General features: G+C 30.2%; 18 protein-coding genes. 13 read left to right on the top strand and 5 right to left on the bottom strand.

Translation table 11 applies throughout. The annotated features are described in order from the left end of the window. The first annotated feature begins 5 nt into the window (after positions 1-5). The 3 genes from kdpB to AJ885_RS01440 are packed head-to-tail and all read left to right on the top strand — an operon-like array spanning position 6 to position 4,595. Complete coding sequence (gene kdpB, locus AJ885_RS01450; protein ID WP_070280601.1) at positions 6-2,051, top strand: potassium-transporting ATPase subunit KdpB; 2,046 nt, start codon at positions 6-8, stop codon at positions 2,049-2,051. A 1-nt stretch (position 2,052) separates the two neighbouring features. Beyond that, positions 2,053-2,661, top strand: a complete 609-nt coding sequence (gene kdpC / locus AJ885_RS01445) for a potassium-transporting ATPase subunit KdpC (protein ID WP_002871323.1) — start codon at positions 2,053-2,055, stop codon at positions 2,659-2,661. A gap of 2 nt (positions 2,662-2,663) precedes the next feature. Further along, positions 2,664-4,595 carry a sensor histidine kinase gene (locus tag AJ885_RS01440; RefSeq protein ID WP_002877682.1) on the top strand — a complete coding sequence of 644 codons (1,932 nt, stop codon included), beginning with the start codon at positions 2,664-2,666 and terminating at the stop codon, positions 4,593-4,595. On the opposite strand, the gene uvrB is transcribed toward AJ885_RS01440, so the two are convergent. Then, a complete protein-coding gene (uvrB, locus tag AJ885_RS01435) occupies positions 4,590-6,563 on the bottom strand; it encodes an excinuclease ABC subunit UvrB (protein ID WP_002861369.1) in 1,974 nt (657 codons plus the stop codon). The genes AJ885_RS01440 and uvrB overlap by 6 nt on opposite strands. A gap of 153 nt (positions 6,564-6,716) precedes the next feature. On the opposite strand from uvrB, the gene AJ885_RS01430 reads away from it, so the two are divergent. Genes AJ885_RS01430 through AJ885_RS01415 form a run of 4 tightly spaced genes read left to right on the top strand, consistent with a single transcriptional unit; the run spans position 6,717 to position 9,448 of the window. Next, positions 6,717-6,947, top strand: coding sequence for a hypothetical protein (locus AJ885_RS01430; protein ID WP_002852327.1), 231 nt, complete (start codon positions 6,717-6,719; stop codon positions 6,945-6,947). Continuing rightward, a complete protein-coding gene (locus AJ885_RS01425) occupies positions 6,937-7,179 on the top strand; it encodes a hypothetical protein (protein ID WP_002854947.1) in 243 nt (80 codons plus the stop codon). Before AJ885_RS01430 ends, AJ885_RS01425 begins: the two co-directional genes overlap by 11 nt. Continuing rightward, positions 7,176-7,613, top strand: coding sequence for a prepilin-type N-terminal cleavage/methylation domain-containing protein (locus AJ885_RS01420; RefSeq protein WP_002852324.1), 438 nt, complete (start codon positions 7,176-7,178; stop codon positions 7,611-7,613). The genes AJ885_RS01425 and AJ885_RS01420 overlap by 4 nt, the downstream gene beginning before the upstream one ends. Beyond that, entirely contained in the window at positions 7,595-9,448 is a 1,854-nt protein-coding gene (locus tag AJ885_RS01415; protein ID WP_004305540.1) for a primosomal protein N', read from the top strand. The genes AJ885_RS01420 and AJ885_RS01415 overlap by 19 nt, the downstream gene beginning before the upstream one ends. Positions 9,449-9,457: 9 nt before the next feature. On the opposite strand, the gene AJ885_RS01410 is transcribed toward AJ885_RS01415, so the two are convergent. Further along, complete coding sequence (locus AJ885_RS01410; protein WP_004305543.1) at positions 9,458-10,852, bottom strand: DUF2972 domain-containing protein; 1,395 nt, start codon at positions 10,850-10,852, stop codon at positions 9,458-9,460. A 145-nt stretch (positions 10,853-10,997) separates the two neighbouring features. Here AJ885_RS01410 and ispG point away from each other — a divergent pair, with 145 nt between their 5' ends. Beyond that, positions 10,998-12,071 (top strand): flavodoxin-dependent (E)-4-hydroxy-3-methylbut-2-enyl-diphosphate synthase, encoded by a 1,074-nt coding sequence (gene ispG / locus AJ885_RS01405; RefSeq protein ID WP_002861372.1) that lies wholly within the window; start codon positions 10,998-11,000, stop codon positions 12,069-12,071. Positions 12,072-12,100: 29 nt separating this feature from the next. Here the strand turns inward: ispG and flgH are convergent, their stop codons facing one another. Beyond that, positions 12,101-12,799 carry a flagellar basal body L-ring protein FlgH gene (flgH, locus tag AJ885_RS01400; protein ID WP_002861373.1) on the bottom strand — a complete coding sequence of 233 codons (699 nt, stop codon included), beginning with the start codon at positions 12,797-12,799 and terminating at the stop codon, positions 12,101-12,103. A gap of 89 nt (positions 12,800-12,888) precedes the next feature. Here flgH and pta point away from each other — a divergent pair, with 89 nt between their 5' ends. From pta to AJ885_RS01385, 3 genes are all read left to right on the top strand, one after another. Then, positions 12,889-14,394, top strand: a complete 1,506-nt coding sequence (gene pta, locus AJ885_RS01395; protein ID WP_074469949.1) for a phosphate acetyltransferase — start codon at positions 12,889-12,891, stop codon at positions 14,392-14,394. Positions 14,395-14,407: 13 nt separating this feature from the next. Beyond that, positions 14,408-15,595 (top strand): acetate kinase, encoded by a 1,188-nt coding sequence (locus AJ885_RS01390; RefSeq protein ID WP_053872685.1) that lies wholly within the window; start codon positions 14,408-14,410, stop codon positions 15,593-15,595. A gap of 70 nt (positions 15,596-15,665) precedes the next feature. Next, entirely contained in the window at positions 15,666-16,157 is a 492-nt protein-coding gene (locus AJ885_RS01385; protein ID WP_002855147.1) for a hypothetical protein, read from the top strand. On the opposite strand, the gene AJ885_RS01380 is transcribed toward AJ885_RS01385, so the two are convergent. Both AJ885_RS01380 and rsmH read right to left on the bottom strand, forming a co-directional pair. Further along, entirely contained in the window at positions 16,145-17,083 is a 939-nt protein-coding gene (locus AJ885_RS01380) for a hypothetical protein (RefSeq protein ID WP_004305554.1), read from the bottom strand. The two genes, AJ885_RS01385 and AJ885_RS01380, sit on opposite strands and share 13 nt — an antisense overlap. Further along, a complete protein-coding gene (gene rsmH / locus AJ885_RS01375) occupies positions 17,083-18,021 on the bottom strand; it encodes a 16S rRNA (cytosine(1402)-N(4))-methyltransferase RsmH (protein WP_079351421.1) in 939 nt (312 codons plus the stop codon). Before rsmH ends, AJ885_RS01380 begins: the two co-directional genes overlap by 1 nt. 158 nt (positions 18,022-18,179) lie before the next feature. Between rsmH and AJ885_RS01370 the strand changes: the two genes are divergently transcribed. Then, complete coding sequence (locus AJ885_RS01370; RefSeq protein ID WP_070209884.1) at positions 18,180-19,670, top strand: peptidylprolyl isomerase; 1,491 nt, start codon at positions 18,180-18,182, stop codon at positions 19,668-19,670. Then, positions 19,667-21,055, top strand: coding sequence for a cell division protein FtsA (ftsA, locus tag AJ885_RS01365; protein ID WP_074487068.1), 1,389 nt, complete (start codon positions 19,667-19,669; stop codon positions 21,053-21,055). The genes AJ885_RS01370 and ftsA overlap by 4 nt, the downstream gene beginning before the upstream one ends. Positions 21,056-21,063: the final 8 nt, after the last annotated feature.

Below are 21,063 nucleotides of genomic sequence, written 5' to 3'. Positions count from 1 at the left end.
AGTCAATGTCTAAAAAACAAAATAAACTCATTACAAAAGAAATTTTAAATAATGCCATAAAAGGAGCATTTTTAAAATTTGATCCACGCTTTATGATAAAAAATCCTGTTATGTTTATGGTGGAAGTTGGATTGATTCTTACTTTGATTTTAAGTATTTTTCCTACTTTGTTTAATGGAAATTCTGATGAAAGAATTTATAACATCTTAATCACTTTTATTTTATTTGTAACCTTGCTTTTTGCAAATTTTGCAGAAAGTATTGCAGAAGGAAGGGGTAAAGCCCAAGCAGCTACCTTAAGACAAAGTAAAAAGGATTCTAAAGCTAGACGCATAAAAAGTGATGGCAGTGAAGAAATGCTTAATTCTAGCGAGTTAAAAATAGGTGATATAGTTTTAGTTAAAGCAGGTGAACTTATACCTAATGATGGAGAAATTATAGAAGGTGCTGCAAGTGTTGATGAATCAGCTATTACAGGTGAAAGTGCTCCTGTTATGCGTGAAGCGGGCGGTGATTTTTCTTCTGTTACAGGTGGGACTACGGTTTTAACTGATTTTTTAAAGATTAAAATTTTAGTTGGATCTGGGGAAAGTTTTTTAGATAAAATGATCAATCTTGTAGAAGGTGCTGCGCGTCAAAAAACTCCAAATGAAATTGCTCTTAATACTCTTTTAATTGTTCTTAGTTTGAGTTTTTTAGTAGTGGTTGTAAGTTTATATCCTTTTATGCAATTTTTAGGCGTGAGTTTGCCTATTTCGTGGTTAGTAGCATTGCTTGTATGTCTTATTCCTACAACTATAGGGGGGCTTTTATCAGCTATAGGAATAGCAGGTATGGACAGGGTAACGCGTTTTAATGTGATCGCACTTTCAGGCAAGGCTGTTGAAAGTTGTGGTGATGTTGATACTATGATTTTGGATAAAACAGGAACGATTACTTTTGGAAACCGTTTGGCAAATGAATTTTATGAAGTCCAAGGTATAAGTAAAGAAGAAATGATTAAAGCTTGTGTTTTATCCTCTTTAAAAGATGAAACTCCAGAAGGTAAAAGTATAGTTGCATTGGCTCAAAAAATGGGTTATGAATTAAAAGGTAATGATATTAAAGAATTTATCGAATTTAGCGCTCAAAATAGAATGAGCGGTGTGGATTTGCAAGATAATACAAAAATTCGCAAAGGTGCTTTTGATGCTATAAGAGCTTATATAAGCGAAATGAATGGAAAAATTCCTAGCGATTTAGAAACTAAGGTAATGGAAATTTCAAATCTTGGTGGCACTCCTTTGGTAGTGTGTAAAAATGAAAAAATTTTAGGAGTGATTTATCTAAAGGATACAGTAAAACCAGGACTTAAAGAGCGTTTTGATGAGCTTAGAAAAATGGGCATAAAAACTTTAATGTGTACTGGAGATAATCCTTTAACAGCAGCTACTATAGCTAAAGAAGCAGGGCTTGATGGATTTATAGCAGAATGCAAGCCTGAAGATAAAATAGAAGCCATTAAAAAAGAACAAGCCCAAGGTAAGATAGTAGCCATGACAGGAGATGGAACCAATGATGCTCCAGCTCTTGCACAAGCTGATGTAGGTATAGCTATGAACTCAGGAACTCAAGCAGCCAAAGAAGCAGCCAATATGATAGATCTTGATTCTAATCCTACTAAAATTTTAGAAGTAGTTGAAATAGGAAAAGGTTTGCTTATTACTAGGGGTAGTCTTACAACTTTTAGCATGGCAAATGATATTGCTAAGTATTTTGCTATTTTACCTGCTATGTTTAGTGTGGTTTTACCTCAAATGCAAATTTTAAATATTATGCATTTGGCTACCCCGCAAAGTGCTATTTTATCAGCACTTATTTTTAATGCTATTATTATACCTTTGCTCATACCTATTGCTATGCGTGGAGTTAAATTTAAGCCTATGAAAAGCGAGCATTTGCTTTTAAGAAATTTGAGTATTTATGGTTTAGGCGGTATGATCGCACCTTTTATAGGGATAAAAATAATTGATATTCCTACAGCTTGGATACTTAGAATTTTAGGAGTGTGATATGCTTAGAACTTTGCTTAGTTTTTTTGTGGTAATGCTAATATTGTGTACTCTTATTTATCCTTTTGCTTTAAATACAGTTGCAAAATTTATTTTTCCTTATCAATCAAGTGGAAGTTTAGTGGATAAAGAAGGTCGTCCAACTTTGGATATAAGTAAAGCGGTAGGTTCAAAGCTTTTGGGTCAAGATTTTAATAAGCCTTATTTTCTACATTCAAGAGCATCTGTATTAAATTACAATACAAGTGATGCAAATGAAAGCAGTGTAAGTTCAGGTGGATTTAATTATGCTATGTCAAATCCTGCTTTAAAAGAGCGTGTGCAAAAAGATTTGCAAAAATTTTTAGATGAAAATCCGCAAATTACAAAAGAACAAATTCCTTTGGATTTATTAAGCGCTTCAGGATCAGGTCTTGATCCTCATATCAGTCTTCAAGCAGCCCTAGTGCAAATTCCTAGGATAAGTCAATCTTCAAAAATCACCAAAGAAGAATTAGAAAAAATCATTCAAGAAAATACCGAGTCTAAATTTTTAGGGATTTTTGGGGAAGAAAAAGTTAATGTTTTAGCCGTTAATATAGCTATTGCTAAAGCCATGAAAAAAGAATAAACATGCAAAGACAAAGTCCTGAACAAATTCTTAAAAAACTTGAGGTTAAAGCCAAGGAAGAAGAAAAAAACAAACTTGCAAAATTAAAAATCTTCTTAGGTTATGCTGCAGGTTCTGGAAAAACTTATGCTATGTTAAGTGAAGCTAGAACTTTAAGGGATAATGGAGTTGATGTTGTTTTAGGCTATATAGAGCCTCACGATAGACCTGAAACAATGGCTTTAACACAAGGTTTTGAAAGTATAGCTAATCTTGAAATTCCTTATAAAAATATAGTATTAAAAGAATTTGATTTAGACGCTACCCTTAAGAGAAAACCTGCTTTGGTTTTAGTAGATGAGCTTGCACACACTAATGCTAAAGGCTTGCGTAATGAAAAGCGTTTTCAAGATATAGAAGAACTTCTAAAAGCAGGGATTGATGTTTATACTACTTTAAATATACAACATTTAGAAAGTTTAAATGATTTAGTCGCTAATATCAGTAAGATAGAAGTTAAAGAGCGTATCCCTGATCGTATTTTTGATGAGGCTGATCAGGTTGAACTTGTTGATATTGAACCCAATAAGCTTTTAAAAAGAATGCAAGATGGCAAAATTTATAAGGAAAAACAAGCTAAACTAGCACTTGAAAATTTCTTTCGCCAAGAAAGACTTATAGCTTTGCGTGAGATTGCCTTAAGAAGACTTGCTTCAAGAGTGAATTTAAGAGCAAGTGAACAAAGGCTTATTAATGATGATTTAGCTTATCATACTGGAGAGCATATTTTAGTTTGTATTAATGCTTCAAATGCAAAGGTTATTCGTGCAGCTGCAAGACTTGCTTTAGCTTTTCATGCTAAATTGAGTGCGCTTTATATAAAAAATCCCAATATTAAAGAAGAAAAAGCCTTAGAAGAAAATATAGAACTAGCTAAAAGTTTTGATGCTGAAATCATTAGCGTATATGATGATGATATAGCAAGACAAATTGCAGAGTATTCAAGCCTTAGCAATGTTTCTAAAATTGTTTTAGGTAAAAATAAAGATAAAAAAAAGTTTAAAGAAGAGATTTTTGAAGCTGTTGCTAAAAAAGCACCCAATATTGATTTATATCTTGTTAATGAAAATCAAATTTCTACTCCTAAAATACGAAGTAAAAAAGGTTTTGATTTTTTAGGTTTTTTAAAAATCACAGGAGTTTTGCTTTTAGCAACTTTTATAGCTTTTGTATTTCATAAATTTAATACTCAGCCAAGTAATATAGTTATGATTTTTATTTTAGCAGTTTTTGCTTCTTCTTTTATTTCTGATAATAAAATTTTCGCCTTTTATTCTTCTTTGGTAAGTGTCTTGATTTATAATTTTTTCTTTTTAGAACCTATTTTTAGTCTTAAAGTTCATGATAGTGGAAATATTATTACTTTTACAACTATGTTTATAGTTGGATTTTTAACAGCTGTTTTTACTAGAAGATTAAAATTGCAATCTAAAGAACTCACTAAAAGAGCTTATAGAACAGCTATTTTGCTTGAAAATAGTGAAAAGTTAGCAAGAGTAAAAAGCAAACAAGAGCTTTGGGAACAACTTGGAAATCAAGCTTTAAAATTATTAAATTTACCTATTATTATTTATCCTATAAATAAAAACAATATTTTATCGAAACCTTTGTTGTTTTTTAACGATGATAAGCAAATGTTAAAAAATTGTTTTAGTGCTGATGAGATTGCTATTGCTCAATGGGTTGCAACAAATAAAGAAAGAGCAGGTGTTTGCACAAATACCCTGCCTAATGCCAATGCTATGTATTTACCTATAGAAGATGGGGAAAAAACTAAAGGGGTCATAGGTATAGTTTTAAAAGAAAAACGTCCCTTACAAGACTTTCAGTATGAAATTTTAAGTGCTTTACTTAATGAGGCGGGAGTTAGAACAAGGGATATATTTTTATTATAAATCCCTTAATTTATTAATCTCATCTCTAATTGCAGCAGCTTTTTCAAACTCAAGTGCTTTTGCTGCTTCAAGCATTTGCTTTCTTAATTCCTTGACAAGTTTTGCTCTTTCGCTAGCAGGCATTTTTTCTAGTTTTTTACCTTTGCGATAAATTTCGCCTAAATCCTCTTCATTTTTCAAGCTTTCTTCAATATGGCGTTTGACTGAAGCTGGCGTGATATTATATTTTTTATTATAAGCCATTTGAAGTTTGCGACGTTCATTGGTGGTATCCATAGCTTCTTGCATGGATTTTGTGATTTTTTTGCAAAAAAGCAAAACCTTACCATTGACATTTCTAGCTGCTCTTCCCATGGTTTGGATTAAACTTGTAGTACTTCTTAAAAAACCTTCCTTATCTGCATCCATAATGGCAATGAGTGAAACTTCAGGCAAATCAAGTCCTTCTCTAAGTAAGTTAATGCCAATTAGCATATCAAAAGCACCGCTTCTTAAACCTCTTATGATTTCATTGCGTTCTATAGCATCGATATCTGAGTGCATGTATTTGACTTTTATACCAAGTTCTAAATAATACCTTGTAAGTTCTTCAGCGAGTTTTTTAGTCAGCACGGTTACTAAAACCCGTTCGTTTCTTTGTATGACTTTTTTAGCCTCATCAAATAAAATTTCAACCTGATTATCACTATCTTTTAATTCTATTAAAGGATCAAGCAGTCCTGTAGGACGCATGATTTGATGAAAGATATTTTCTTTACTCAGTTCAAGTTCTAAAGGTGCAGGTGTGGCTGAAACAAAAAGAAATTGACAATTTTTATGGATAAATTCATCAAACATTAAAGGACGGTTATCCAAGGCTGAAGGCAAACGAAAACCATAATCAACCAAGGTTTGTTTTCTGCTTCTATCTCCTGCAAACATACCTCTAAATTGTGGTAAAGATACATGGCTTTCATCGACTATAACAAGAAATTTTCTATCTTTAATCGCAAAATAATCAAAAAGCGTATAAGGAGTATCACCTTCTTTAAGTCCTGTTAAATGCCTTGCATAATTTTCAACACCTTTACACATTCCTGTGCTTGTAAGCATTTCAAGATCAAATTCAACCCTTTGTTTAAGGCGTTGATATTCTACGAGTTTATTTTCATGTTCAAAATAAGCAAGGCGTTCGTTAAGTTCTGCTTTGATATCTTTTATCGCTTGTTTTAGTCTTGTTTCGCCCACGCTAAACTGGCTTGTAGGATAGAGTATGAAGCGTTTTAAATCTTTGCCTTTTTTATTTTCTAAAACATTGTAATGATACATAGCATCAAGCTCATCGCCAAAAAATTCAAGCCTTACTACTTCATCTTCATAATAAGCTGGATAAATGTCTATAATATCTCCTTGAACTCTAAAATCTGCACGATCAAAAAAATTATCATTTCTTTTATAACCCATATCTACAAGTTTTTTTAAAAGTTCTTTTTGTGAAATTTGCATACCTAGTTCAAAGATTAAAACCATGCCTATGTATTCATTTGGATTGCCAAGTCCATAATTTGCCGAAACACTAGCTATGCAAACTACATCTTCATAACTTAAAAGAGAAGCAGTAGCACTCAGTCTTAAACGTTCTAAGTCTTCATTAGTAGAGCTGTCTTTTTCTATGAAAACATCAGTGCGTGGGATATAGGCTTCAGGTTGATAATAATCATAATAAGATATAAAATATTCCACATGATTTTTAGAAAAAAAGCCTTTAAATTCGCTATAAAGTTGTGCACAAAGGCTTTTGTTGTGACTCATGATAAGAGTGGGTATATTAAGTTCTTTAATGACATTTGCCATGGTAAAGGTTTTTCCACTTCCTGTAACGCCTAGTAAGGTTTGATATTTGTTGCCTTTTTTTATACTTTTTACTATGCCTTTTATGGCTTCTTGTTGATCGGGACTGGGTTTAAATTCGCTGGTAAGTTCTAACATTTTTCTACTTTATTTTTATTTTTGAAAAAATTTTAAAAGAAAATGCTTTAATTAAAAATTAATTGACAATAAAAACCTAAATTTAAATTTTTTTCTGCTACAATATCAAATAATATTTTCCATAAATTACAAATTTCTTAAGAAGGCAAAAATATGTTTGATGAAAAAATAATCAATACTATGACAGATAAAGTAAATGAATTAATTGAAAAGTATAACGAAGTTTGCGAAGCCAATGAGGCTTTAAGAAATGAGCTTGTAAGCGTTAAAGCACAAAATGAAGCAAAAAGTAATCAAATCATGCGTTTAGAAGAAGAACTTAAATCTCGCAATATAGAAAGCGAAGATATTTATAAGAAAATAGAGGCTGTTCTTGGCAGATAATCTAAAACAAGTCATTGTTAATGTCAATGCAAAAGATTTCATTGTTAAGTGCAGTGAAGAATTTGCAAATTTTTTAGAAGATGATATCGCTTTGATTTCTGGCGGTACAAAAAAAATAGAACTTAAACGCTTTGTAGATGCGTTTGTTAAAAAAAGTTATGAAAATTATATTTTAGAAAGAGAACTTAAGAAACTAATAAAAGCAATCAATGAAGAACTCCCGACAAAATGAATAAAGCTTTTACTCTGCTTGAGCTTGTTTTTGTGATTTTGATTTTGGGAATTTTATCAAGCTTATCTTTATCTTTTATCAATACTACAAAAGATGAGGTTAAAATTTTAAAATTAAAAATGGACTATGAAATGCTAAGCTCGGCTCTTGCTTTAATGCGTAGTCAAATGAGACTTAAAAATTTAAATTTTCCAGAAATTTTAGATAATGCGCAAAACAATCAAGCCAAAGAAAAACTCTTTTATTGTTTAAATGATTGTGATTATTCTTTGCTTGATACGCCTATTTATTCTGATTTTAAATCTTGGATAAAAATAGGTAAAAATCACTATAGATTTGCATTAAACGCCAAAGAGATGGTTGAATTTATTTATGATTCTAAAGAAGGTTTGTTAAAGTGTATAGGAAGTTCTAGATGCAAAGATTTGATATAAGATATTATGAACTTGCAATTTGTGGTTTGTATTTGGATAATTTAACTTTTCATAGTTTTGATGAAATCAAACCTTTAACACAAGTATTAGTGGATTTAAAAACTAAAAAAAACCTTAAAGCTATCGTGCTTAAAGAATGTCAAAAACCTGATTTTAAAACCGTAGAAATTAAAGAAATTACAGGGTATTTTCTAACTCCTTTGCAATTTGAATTAGCAAATTTTATTGTTTATTATTATGCTTCAAAACTTGGTTTTGTTTTGGGATTTTTTGAAACTAGTCCTAAGTATGAATGTCAAAAAATGTTTTTTAAAGATACCCCTAAGCTAAGCAATCAACAACAAAATGCCTTAAGTTTTCTTCAAAAAGAAAACAACTCCTTGCTTTTTGCTGATACGGGTAGTGGCAAGACTGAAATTTATATTTCTTTGATAAAAGAGTGTTTGGAACAGGGTAAGCAAGCTTTGCTTTTGATGCCAGAAATCGCACTTACTCCACAAATGAAAAAGCGTTTGGAAGTGTATTTTAAGGATAATTTTTTCCTGTGGCATTCTAAAATTTCAAAGAAAAAAAAGCAAGAATATTTAGAGCGTTTTTGCAAGGGAGAAGTGCTTTTAGTAGCGGGTGCAAGATCGGCTTTGTTTTTGCCTTTTAGAAATTTAGGACTTATTGTAGTAGATGAAGAACATGATAATTCTTACAAGGCTTCTAATCAGCCTTTTATCAATGCAAGAGATTTAGCACTTTTTTTGGGTCAAAAAAATAATATTAAAGTGGTTTTAGGTTCTGCAACCCCATCTTTGACGAGTTTTTACAAACAAAAAAGTTTTAGACTAAAAGGAACTTTTTTTGAGAGCAAAAAACATTTTTTATATGATGAAAATGAGCTTGGTATAACACCTATGCTTTTAAGCGAATTAGAAAAAAGTTTAAAACATCAAAAACAAGCTATAGTGTTTTTACCTACAAGGGCTAATTTTAGGCAAATCATTTGCAAGGATTGCGGAGAAACGATAAAATGTCCTTTTTGTTCTATTGCTATGAGTATGCATAAAAAGAAAAATGTTTTAAAATGTCATTATTGTAATTATACTTCTTTAATAGAGCAAAATTGTCCAAGTTGTAAAGGAGAAATGTTAGAAGCTAGAAAAATGGGGACTGCTGAACTTTTAGAGCTTTTGCAAAATGCTTTGCCTTTAGCAAAAATAGCAAAATTTGATAGCGATGAAATCACAAGCGTTAAAAAGCTTAATACTATTTTAAAAGACTTTAATGAAGATAAGATCGATATACTTATTGGCACCTCTATGCTTGCTAAAGGGCATGATTATCATAGTGTGGATTTGAGTGTGATTTTAGGGCTTGATGAATATTTGTTGCGTCCTAATTTTAGAGCGAGTGAAGAAACTTTAGCTTTAGCTATGCAAGTTGCAGGCAGGGCAGGGCGTAAAGGCGAAGCAAGAGTACTTTTACAAACAAAAAATAGAGCTTTTTTTGAAAGGTATATAGAGAATTATGATGCTTTTTTAAAAGATGAGTTAGAAAATAGAAAAGATCTTTACCCCCCATTTAAACGCCTTTTAAGAGTTCTTATAGAAGATAAAGATCAAAAAAGTGCACAAAAACTTTGTGAAAAATTTGCTTCTCAATTTAAAAATATCAAACAGGTAAAATTGGTAGGCTATGGAATTTGTGGAGTTGAAATGCTACATGGAAAATATCGTTTTTATTTATTACTTAGAAGTGAAAATCATAAAGTTTTAGTGGCAATTGAAAATTATATTTTGCAATTTAAAAATGTAAGTGCAGATATTGATCCTATTGATTTTGTGTAAGTAAGATAATTATTTATCTTTGTATATCTTTTCAAATTCTTTATAATATTTCCAAGAGTCAATAATATGAGGATGTGTTTGTTTTAAATGATTTAGTTCATTTTCAAATATATTAAAAAAAGTATAAATAAGTGATTTATTTTTTATAAAATAATCTATTACATCTTTTTCTTTCATCATTTTTGATTCTGTTTCATCTATGGTTATTTTAATTTGATATAAAAAATCATACAAATAATGTTTAATTGTTGAAAATAAAAGATTGTTTTGTTCTAATTGTTTAAAATCATTTTTATCAATATATACACCCATATCATTACATAGGTCGTTTTTTATAATTTCTTGTATTATGTCTATTTTTTCATGATTGATATGTTTTCTGTCTAAAATTATGGGAATGCTAGAAGTTTTATCAATATTGAAATTTTTATTATTTTTAGGAGTATTAAGATAAAAGGTGTTATTAATATCTTTAGAATTTGCATAGAGTGTGATAGGAAAAAGATAGCGAATATAACCTCTAAATTCTTTAATTTTAAATAAATCTAATTTATCTTTATGGGGGGGGGTAAAATTAAAATTTATAGCAAGTAAATTCATAGTATCGAAGGCCTTTGATTGGCGGATTTCTTCCATATCAAGATAGTATACATTGTTTTTGTTAAAATATTTTAATAAATAAGAGATGATAAAAACTCCTTGTTGTAGTTCGTTTATATCGATTTTAATTTTATGATTTTGATGAGTAAGATAGTCGATATAATAACGCCAATCATAAGTTAGATTAAATTCAGAGGGATAGTTTCTTAAAACTTTACTCCAATCTCTTCCCCAGTTATGCTTTAAAATTCCTATTGGATCGCGAACTCCGCAAATAATTTTAGAGTTAAAATCCAATAAAGATAGATATTTATCAAAATAAGGTAGATTGATTTCTGATATATTAATAGCATATTGAGTAATCGTATTGTCATTTAGACACATGTAATTAAGACAATATCTTTCTTTGGCATCAGGTGGTAAAACCCAGGAGGCAAAACAAGTTACATCGCAACATTGATTAAGGTATCTTAAAAATGCTGCTGCTCCAACGCCATGTGGAGAAATATAGATAAATTTATAGTGTTTAGGTAGGGGTAAATTTAAATCCCAGGCTAATTCTGCACAATGTCGACTAGCATCTATTTCTATAAAATTAGGATTGATTAAAGGTGGATAAGGATGTTTTATTGATAAATATCTATTCTTAAATTCGCTAGAATTGAGCCAAGTGCAAATTATTTCAATATTTTCCAAAACAAAGGTAAAAAATTTTTCATTATTCGAATTTTTTAAAGCTTGTAAAAGAATTTGAGCTAGGGTTGGAGTTAGGTTATTGTTTATATAGAGTAAAAGATTTTGCATATAACCTCTTTTAATTGTATTTAATTTATATATAATTCATAAATATTTAAATGTCATGAAATTTAAATATATTATCAAAAATAAACTTTAATTAAAGCAATAAAAAGTTAAAATTTGATATTAAAATTTTTCAAAGAGTGAAGTTATGGAGTATAAAAGATTTAAAACCAGACAAATCAAAGTAGGAGATGTTTTAATAGGCGGTGATGCACCTATTTCAGTTCAATCTATGCTTTTTACTAAAACAAGAGATATAGAAGGTTCTTTGGAGCAAATCAATCGTCTTTATTTTGCAGGAGCAAATATAGTGCGTTTGGCGTGCTTGGATATGGCTGATGCAAGGGCTTTAAAAGAGATTAAAGCTAAAAGTCCTTTGTCTTTAATCGTAGATATTCATTTTAATCATAATTTGGCTGTATATTGTGCTGAATTTATTGATGGAGTGCGTATAAATCCTGGCAATATAGGTTCTAAAGAAAATATCAAAGAAGTGGTAAAAGCATGTAAAGAACGGGGTATCCCTATACGTATCGGTGTAAATCACGGCTCCATAGAAAAACAATTTAGTGATAAATTTGGCTATGGTGTCGATGCTATGCTAGAAAGTGCGATGTATAATATCAAGCTTTTAGAGGATTTAGACTTTTTTGATATTAAAATTTCCATGAAGACTTCAGATGCTCAAAAAACTATAGAAGCTTATGAGAGATTAAGACCGCTTTGTGATTATCCTTTTCACTTAGGGGTGACTGAAGCAGGAACTAAATTTCATAGCACTGTAAAAAGTTCTATAGCTTTAGGAAATTTACTTCTTAAAGGTATAGGCGATACTATGCGTGTTTCTATGACGGGTGAGCTTGAAGAGGAAATTCGTGTAGCAAGAGCGATTTTGCAAGATAGTGGAGTGCAAAAAAGCGGAGTAAATATCATCTCATGTCCAACTTGCGGTAGGATTCAAAGTGATTTGTTAAGCGCGATTAAAATCGTAGAAGAAAAAACCAAGCATATAAAAGAACCTTTAAATATCAGTGTTATGGGTTGTGTAGTAAATGCTTTAGGTGAAGCTAAGGGCGCTGATGTGGCTATAGCCTTTGGGAAAAATCAAGGGCTTGTTATAAGACATGGTGAAGTTGTAGCCAAATTAAAAGAAAGTGAACTTGTAGATAGATTTTTAGCTGAAGTTGAAGATGAGGTTAAAAGTAGGGCTGTAAAAGAATAAAAGCCAAGAGGCAAGGTTTAACCTTGCTTTTAGAATGGCCATATCGCTTCTATAACTTTGCTACCCCAAGGTTTTCTTGTGCTTCTATCCACTTCACCTTCTGTTTTATAAAGAATTTTAGCATCTGCTATATATTTACTATCTATAGTATTGTCTTGACCGATGTCATAAGGACGAATAACACCGCTTAATTGTATGATTTGTTTCTCTCCGTTGATTAAAAGCTCTCTTGAGCCTTCGATAAAATAATTACCATTTGATAAAATTTTAATTACACGCGTTGAAATTGTAGTATTGAAACTTTCATTTCTGCTTTGTGAGCCTGTTCCTGTGTACTTGTTTGAACTATTGGTTTGAAAGCCTATATTAGAATAAGCATTGACTTTATTAAGAGCATTGGCTACCACTCCTGAACTTCCTGTTAAAGCACCTCCGCCTAAATTTGAGGTATTAGTTCTACTTGTTGCTTTATTAGCTTGTGTGCTTTGAGTGGTACTTTCTTGTATAACAACTGTAACTAAATCATTTACATTCATAGCTTTTTTATCTGAAAATAAAGGATTATCCCCTTTGCCAAAAAGTGATCCTGGTGCACTTTCTACATTATTACTTTGTTTTGGTGCAAGTTCTTCTACATAAGCAGGTGGTTTCATTGAAATTTGCGGATCAACCGTTGCAGAACAACCAAAAAATGCAAACGGTAACACATAAAATAAAACTTTTTTCATTTTCGTCCTTTAAAATATGAATTTTTATTTTTCTTTGTTAAAATTAGAAAAAGCAAAGAGTGTTCCACATTTATAAATTTAAGGAGAAAATGATGGCAAATCTTTATTTGATGAGATCTAGAAGTGATGAGTTAAATACTATTATTAGTACAAATTTGCTTAAAAATTATAGCAAAATTTACAAAAATATCGCAATTTATTGCCCTGTAATATACATACATCGCGTCCCTGTTTTGCAAGGTTGGTTGGAAGAATTTAATATCAATCAAACTGTAAAAAGCGCTTATGGTTTTACCTTTAGAGAGGCAATGGAGGAATTTAGCAAAGATCCTCATAATTTTTTTAATGTTATTTTAGAAGAATATGAAGAGTTAAAACGCAAATACGATTTTGTGCTTGTAAATAGCTTTTGCGAATTTGGAATACTTGATGGATTTGATCTTAGTATAAAATTGGCTAAAAATCTTAATACCCCTATCGCTGCTATTATTAACGATGAAGATAAACTTATAGCTCAAAAATATTTCGATCATGCCCTAGATGGTCGTAATTATGTTTTGATTAATGAAAAATTTAATTTTGAAGAAGTGCAAAAGCTTGAAGAGTATGATTTTATAACTCCGCATCGTTTTAAATATGAATTGATTAAACAAAGCGTAAAAAATAAAAAAACTGTTGTTTTGCCAGAAAGTAATGATGAGAGAATTTTAAAAGCTGCTGAAATTTTATTAAAAAGTAAAGTTGTTGATCTTATTTTATTGGGTGATGAGGAAAAAATCAAACAAGATGCTGCTAGATTAAGTCTTGATTTAAGTACTATACAAATTATGAATCCGCTCAATTCAGAATATAATCAAGAATTTACTTCCATTCTTTATGAGGCAAGAAAATCTAAAGGAATGAGTTTAGAAGAGGCTAAGATGCTAGTTCAGGATAAAACTTATTTTGGAACTTTGCTTATACATACTGGAAAAGCTGATGCTATGGTTAGTGGAGCATCAACTACTACGGCTGAAACAATTCGCCCTGCATTGCAGCTTATTAAAACCAAAGAAGGTATTAGTTCTGTTTCGGGAATTTTCTTTATGGGGCTTGAAGATCAAGTTTTAGCTTTTGCTGATTGTGCTGTAAATCCAAGTCCAACTGCTGAACAGCTTGCAACTAGTGCTTATGTAAGTGCTATGACTGCTAAATCTTTTGGACTTGAACCAAGAATAGCTTTGCTTTCTTATTCTAGTGGTGATAGCGGTAAAGGGGAAAGTGTAGATCTTGTAAAAGAAGCATTAAAAATTGCTAAAGAAAAATACCCTGAGTTAAATATAGATGGTCCTATGCAGTTTGATTGCGCTTATGATCTAAAGACTGCGGCAAAGAAAATGCCAAATTCTAAGATAGCAGGCCATGCAAATGTATATATTTTTCCTGATCTTAATGCAGCAAATATTTGTTACAAAGCAGTTCAAAGAACCGCTAATGCTTTAGCAATCGGTCCTATTTTACAAGGTCTTAAAAAACCTGTTAATGATTTAAGTCGTGGATGTTTGGTAGATGATATTGTAGATACTGTTATTTTAAGTGCTATACAAGCTCAATAGAAAGGAATAATAAATGAAAATTTTAGTTTTAAATTCAGGTTCTTCATCGATTAAATTTAAATTTTTTGATAATAAAATCGTTAAAGCCAGTGGCTTAGTAGAGAAAATCGGAGAGCAAAATTCAAAAGTTATATTAAAAAATGTTTTAAATAATGAAAGTTTTGAAAGAGAATTAACAATAAATAATCACGAAGAAGGACTTAGTATAGTTAATGAGCTTTTTAAAGAATCAGGAATTTTAGCGGATTTAAATGCTCTTGATGGCTGTGGTCATCGTATAGTTCATGGGGGAAGAAATTTAAGTGAGCATTGTTTAGTAGATGACTATGTTCTTAAAGAGATAGATAGGGTTAGTATTTTTGCTCCTTTGCATAATCCTGCCCATTTAGCAGGTATAAAAACAATGATTAAAGCTGCACCTAGTGTTGCTAATGCAGCTATTTTTGATACAGCTTTTCATCGCACTATGCCTGATTTTGCTTATATGTATGCTTTGCCTTATGATTTTTATGATAAGCATAATATTAGAAGATATGGTTTTCATGGGACTTCTCATGCTTATATTAGTTCTAGAGCGGCAAAATTTCTTCAAAAAGATCAAAATGAATTAAATGTCATCTCTGCTCATCTTGGAAATGGCGCAAGTGTATGTGCTATAGAAAAAGGTAAGAGTGTAGATACTTCTATGGGCTTTACTCCACTTGAAGGACTTATTATGGGAACGCGTTGTGGAGATTTAGACCCTGCTATTTTACCTTTTATAAGTCATATCAAAGGTTTAACTATAGAAGAAATAGATACACTGATGAATAAAAAAAGTGGAGTATATGGAATTTGCGGTTATAATGATTTTAGAGATATAGAAAGAGAGATAGAACAAGGTAATGATAAAGCACGCTTGGCTCTTGATATGTTTTGTTATCGTCTTGTTAAATATATAGGATCCTACTTTGCCGTGTTGCCAAAAACCGATGCTATTATTTTTACAGGTGGTATAGGAGAAAATGATAGTTTGGTTCGACAAAAAGTATGTGAGAGATTAGCTCATCTTGGTATCGAGTTAGATTTTGAACTTAACAAACAAAGGATTTCGGGCGAAAGAATGATAAATCATGCAAATTCTAAAGTTAAAGTGCTTGTTATTCCTACAGATGAAGAATTAGAAATCGCTAGAATTACAGAAGAATTAATAAGCAATTGAAAGAGGTTTATATTTAGTAAAAATTAATTTTCTTTAGATAAAATTTTAATTAAAAAATAAAGCATGGATTATGAAAAAATTTAAAGAATTTAGCCTTCGTTTTTTATTTAAAGTATCAGAACAACCTGTTTTAGTGAAGGATTTATTAGAGGCAAATGCACTTTTTAATGACGGTATGCTTGTAGATCCTTCTAAGCTAAATTTTAATTTCAAAATTCTAAATTCTTATATTTATTTTGGTGTTTTTTGTGCTGTGGTTTTGTTACCATTGCTTTTAATTACTCATTATTTTTTAACAAAACTTGACTTTCATATAAGCATAGTGAGTGCTGTTATGGTTACTGCTTGTGTATTTATAGGATATGATATTTTTAAAGTTTATACTCGCAAAATAATCTCAAAAAAAATAATACAAAAAGCCTGGGCTTTGCATTTCCCTTATTTTGCTTATGAAAAATACTCTATAATGGCAGGTGAAATTTATAAGGAAGCCTTAAAAGAGGAAATTCCAAAAGCAAATTTAGAGCAGTATGTTTTAGATAAGATTATTCATTCTAAATAGTCTAAAATTTGATTTTGGAATCGCATATTTTCAAGCCTTCTTTTTAAATCTTTATTTTCTTCGTTTAAAACGCTTTCTTCTGTTCTTAATGTAGCAATTTCTCTACTAAGATAATAAATTTGATTTCTAATATAAATTTGTGGAGCAAATAAAAATAACGCAAAACTAACAAGTAAAGCCGCAAAAAGAAGATGATTGAAATTTAGGTTTCTATCTTCTTTGGTGGCATTAGAGTAGCCTTCTAATAAAACATTTTTTGCCTTTTGAGCATCTTCATCATTTTGTTGTTTTTCTTGGGCTTGATTGGATGGTTTTGGAAGTTCTTGTTTATTTTCTTGTGGTGTTATCTTTTTTTGTAAATTTTCCAAACTTTGTTTAATATCGGGTTGTTTTTTAATATCAGGTCGTTTTTCTATAGTTTGGGAATTTTGTATTTTAGGCTCAGTTTTTTGAATTTTTTCTATAGATTTTATAGATTCTTTTTTTTCTTTTTTATCTTGGATAGGGTTTTGATCATTTTTTGTTTGAATTTTTGGTTTGGTTTGAATATTTTTTATCTCGTTTATTTTTTTTCTTCCAAACGAAAAAATCTTTTTAGTTTTTTTATTTTCTTCTTTTTTCCTTTCTTTCATTTTGGAAAAAAATTTTTTAGCAAGAGATTGCTTTTCTTCTAATTTAACATTGATCAGATCTTCTTTTAAATATATATTTGATTTTTTAGTATGTTTTGACTCATACTCTTCATCGAGTTCTTCTAAGAATTTATTAGGAGTCTTTTTTTTAAAACGACGTCTTAAAATATCATCGCTAGAAATTTCATCTCTTAAATCATCATCAAGCGGTTTGCCTTGATTTATGGCGCGAGAAAATTTCAGCATTTTTTGGCGTATGTTTTGGCGTTCTTTTATAAAATCATCTTCTAGCATTATTTATTATCCAAATTATTAAAATAAAAAGCCCGCATTTTAGCACAACTAGAGCGAGAATTTTTTAAAAGTTCTTCCTTGCTCGCACTTATAGCTTTTTTAGTTATTATTTGTCCTAGGCTATGGTTATTTCCACATTCGCAACGCATTATTTTTTCATTACAAATGCAGTTTTTTGACCATTTTTTGAAAAATTGTTTTACTATTCTATCTTCTAAAGAATGAAAGCTAATGATAGCTAAAATGCAATTTTTTGGTTTTAAATTTTCTAAATGTTCAAGAAAATCTTTAAGCACTTTAAGTTCTTGATTTACTTCTATTCTAATGGCTTGAAATGCTAAAGTAGCTTTGGAAATTTTTCTATGATTTTGTTTACCTTTTCCTATGATTTGATAAAGCTCTTTGGCACCTTTGATTGGATTTTTACTTCTTTCTAGGCAAATTTTTTTAGCAATAAAATGTGCATCATATAATTCTCCATAATCTTTAAAAATGGAAGTTAATTGCTCTTTTGTATAAGTATTAATAATCTCATAAGCCGATATTTTGGAGTTTTGATTCATTCTCATATCCAAAAAGTCAGAATTTACACTAAAACCTCTTTCGTTATTATCAAGCTGAAATGAAGAAACTCCAATGTCTGCTAAAATACCTCTTAATTCTTCTTTATGTGAAATTTTTTCTAAAACTTCACTAAAATTACTTTGCATAAAAGTTATCCTATTGCGAAAATCTTTAAGGCGTTTTTTAGAAAATTCTAAAGCTTGTTGATCTTGATCACAAGCAATGAATTTAAGATCAGGATGATTTTTAAGCAAAGCTTCACTATGTCCGCCAAATCCTAAAGTGCAGTCTAAAAAATAACCTGTTTTAAGATTTTTAAAAATCTCTTGAACTTCATTAAGCAAAACTGGGATATGAGGAATTTCCAAAATCAATCCTAATAAATTTTTATAAACTATAATTATAACTAAATTTCATTGTAAAAATCATAAAATTTAAAGAACAAATATTTTTTGGTAAAAATTTTATAATTAAACTCCACTTAAACACTTCTACGATACAATATCTAGTTTAAATTTAATCAAGGAATGATATGCTTACTTGGATGCAACATCACAAAAAATATCTTGTTGTTACTATATGGGTTAGTACTATAGCTTTTGTTGGCGCTGGCTTTTTAGGTTGGGGTGCTTATGATTTTAATCTCAATAGAAGTTCGAGTGTTGCAACTGTAGGAAATGAAAAGATAGGTTTTAGTGAATTTGATACTAGATATAGACAAATTTTAAGTTATTATAATCAAATTAGCAATGGTGCTTTAACTCCAGAAAATGCTGAGCAACTAGGCATTAAAAATATAGCTTTAAGCTCTCTTGTTGAAGATAAGCTTTTGTTAAATTTTGCCAAAGATTTGGGTATTGGCGTAAACGAGAATGAAATTTTACAAAAACTTGCAAATACTAGAGAATTTCAAGATCCTACAGGGGATTTTAACAAAACAATTTATTATGAACTTTTAAATGCCAATAATTTAACTCCAAAAGATTATGAAACACAACTTGCAAATGAAGTAATTACTGATAAACTTAATCAAATTTTTAATATTCCTAGCAAAGATGAGGAATTAAAAATGTTAGCTTCTAGTTATTTCATGCAAGATGCCTTAAGTATTGCAAAAATTGATTATGACAAAAAAAATATTAAGATTAATGAAGAGGATTTAAAAAAGCTTTGGAATGAACATAAAGAAGATTATAAAACTAAAAAAATATATGAAATTTCAACTTATTTTTTGCCAGTTAGCAATGAGAAAATTGACGACAAAGAATTAGAAAAATTTTATAATCAAGATGAAAATAAACTAAAATATAAAGATTTTGCAGGTAAAGTAATGGATTTTCAGTCTGCTAAAAATGAAGTTGCTAAAGATTACGCCTTAATGCAACTAAAGAATGTGGCTAATGCTAAATTTTTAGATTTAAAAAATGGGAAAGATAATTTTCAAAAAGATCAAAATATTAGTGAATCTGATGTTTATTATCCAATTGATCTTTTGAATAAAGCTAAAAATGGAGATGTTTTACGACCAGCACCTTATAATAACGGATATATCATAGTTAAACTAAATAAAGTAGATCCTATAAGAAATAAAACTTTTGAAGAAGCTAGAGAAGAAGTTTTACCTATGTATTTAAGCGAACAAGCTAGAAAAAATTTAGAAGAAAAAGCTAAAAATAGTTTAGTAAATTTTAAAGGCGATGATATAGGCTTTGTAAGTCGAGATAGTTCTCGCGAGAGTGTAAAGCTTAGTGATAAGATATTAAATGATTCTGAATTTGCTTATTTTTTAATGAATGTATTTAATGCTGATCAAAATAGTTCTTATGTGATCATTAATGACAATAAAGCAATATTATATAAAATAAATAAACAAAAATTAGATATGAACTCCGATAAATTTAAACAATACAAAACTATGCTTGAGCAAAATTTGCAAAATTTAAAAGCAAATGAGCTTAAGCAAGAACTTGTTGATGAACTTAAAAAGATATATCCAATAAAAATTTATTATAAAGGGAATTGATTTTGAATATATTAGGAATTGACTTAGGCTCAACCCAGACTTGTGCCATTATTGCTCAAAAAGATGAAGATGGATTAAAAATTATTGGTTTTTCCAAGTCAAAAACCAACGGGGTTAAAAAAGGTGCCATTACCAATATAGAGCTTGCTTCTAAATCTATTGAAGAAGCTGTTAGAAGTGCCGAGATGATGAGCGGAGTTCATTATGATAAGGTTGTGGTGTCTATATCAGGTGCTTATACTAAAAGCGTTGATAGTGTAGGTGTTGTTAATATTCCAAATCATGAAATAGGCATTAAAGAAATTCATCGTGCTGTAAGTACAGCTAAGCATACTGCCAATCTACCAAGTGGTTATGAAATTATTCATGTTTTGCCTTATAATTTTAAGGTTAATGATCTTGAACATGTTGATGATCCTTTGGGAATGAGTGGTAATCGTTTAGAAGTTTCAACCCATATAGTGATTTCACAAGAATCTCATATTAAAAATCTTAAGAAAGCGGTTGAATTAGCTGATTTAAGAGTGGATAATATAGTTCTTTCAGGATATGCTTCAGCTATAGCTTGTTTAGATGATAGCGAAAAGGAATTAGGCGCTGTTTTGATTGATATGGGTGGAGCGATTTGTGATATGGTTGTTCATACCGGAAATTCAATTAGATATAATGATTGTTTGCAAATTGGCTCGATTAATATCACCCAAGATTTATCAATGGCATTGCATACACCTTTAAAAGAAGCAGAAAAAATCAAGCTTAATTATGCAGCTCTTTCACAACAGCCTAATACCCTTATACAAATTCCTTCAATGGGTGATGAAAGAAAGGTTAATGAAGTTTCTTTGGATATTATTTCAAACGTAATTTATGCAAGAGCGGAAGAAACTTTGATGATTTTGGCAAAAATCTTAAGTGATAATCGTTATGCCAATGCTATAGGCGGTGGAGTTGTTTTAACAGGTGGAATGACTAAGTTAGCAGGTATTGATGAGCTAGCTCCTGCAACATTTGATAATCGCTCAGTTAGACTAGCTACTGCAAGAAAAGATTTGATTACTGGTTTTAGTGAAATTTTTAATGATCCTGAAAATACTTGTGCTATAGGACTTTGTTTATATGGAGCTGGGTATTTTACGCCTTATGAACTTGATTCTAATGAAAAATTAAGATATAAAGGGGAAATTGAAAATTTTAATCGTCAAATTAAACAAGATATTGTTTTGCAAAAAGATGCAGAAAGTGAAATAAAATCTGATTTTTTTGATGAAAATTTGCAAGAAAATGATACAATTGCAATACAAGAACAATTAGATTTTAAAGAGCCAAAAGAAAAAAAACCTAGCGTTTTTTCAAATATCTGGCATAAAATTATGAATCAATTTTAACAAGGAGA

Source organism: Campylobacter sp. BCW_6464 (genome assembly GCF_001762775.1).
GTDB lineage: Bacteria > Campylobacterota > Campylobacteria > Campylobacterales > Campylobacteraceae > Campylobacter_D > Campylobacter_D jejuni.
This window is presented reverse-complemented; position numbering and strand designations above follow the sequence as displayed.

Excerpts from the sequence above, each read along its gene's own strand:
- kdpB (WP_070280601.1), top strand. The coding sequence starts at position 6 with ATGTCTAAAAAACAAAATAAACTCATTACAAAAGAAATTTTAAATAAT.
- kdpC (WP_002871323.1), top strand. The coding sequence starts at position 2,053 with ATGCTTAGAACTTTGCTTAGTTTTTTTGTGGTAATGCTAATATTGTGT.
- AJ885_RS01440 (WP_002877682.1), top strand. The coding sequence starts at position 2,664 with ATGCAAAGACAAAGTCCTGAACAAATTCTTAAAAAACTTGAGGTTAAA.
- uvrB (WP_002861369.1), bottom strand. The coding sequence starts at position 6,563 with ATGTTAGAACTTACCAGCGAATTTAAACCCAGTCCCGATCAACAAGAA.
- AJ885_RS01430 (WP_002852327.1), top strand. The coding sequence starts at position 6,717 with ATGTTTGATGAAAAAATAATCAATACTATGACAGATAAAGTAAATGAA.
- AJ885_RS01420 (WP_002852324.1), top strand. The coding sequence starts at position 7,176 with ATGAATAAAGCTTTTACTCTGCTTGAGCTTGTTTTTGTGATTTTGATT.
- AJ885_RS01415 (WP_004305540.1), top strand. The coding sequence starts at position 7,595 with ATGCAAAGATTTGATATAAGATATTATGAACTTGCAATTTGTGGTTTG.
- AJ885_RS01410 (WP_004305543.1), bottom strand. The coding sequence starts at position 10,852 with ATGCAAAATCTTTTACTCTATATAAACAATAACCTAACTCCAACCCTA.
- ispG (WP_002861372.1), top strand. The coding sequence starts at position 10,998 with ATGGAGTATAAAAGATTTAAAACCAGACAAATCAAAGTAGGAGATGTT.
- flgH (WP_002861373.1), bottom strand. The coding sequence starts at position 12,799 with ATGAAAAAAGTTTTATTTTATGTGTTACCGTTTGCATTTTTTGGTTGT.
- pta (WP_074469949.1), top strand. The coding sequence starts at position 12,889 with ATGATGGCAAATCTTTATTTGATGAGATCTAGAAGTGATGAGTTAAAT.
- AJ885_RS01390 (WP_053872685.1), top strand. The coding sequence starts at position 14,408 with ATGAAAATTTTAGTTTTAAATTCAGGTTCTTCATCGATTAAATTTAAA.
- AJ885_RS01385 (WP_002855147.1), top strand. The coding sequence starts at position 15,666 with ATGAAAAAATTTAAAGAATTTAGCCTTCGTTTTTTATTTAAAGTATCA.
- AJ885_RS01380 (WP_004305554.1), bottom strand. The coding sequence starts at position 17,083 with ATGCTAGAAGATGATTTTATAAAAGAACGCCAAAACATACGCCAAAAA.
- AJ885_RS01370 (WP_070209884.1), top strand. The coding sequence starts at position 18,180 with ATGCTTACTTGGATGCAACATCACAAAAAATATCTTGTTGTTACTATA.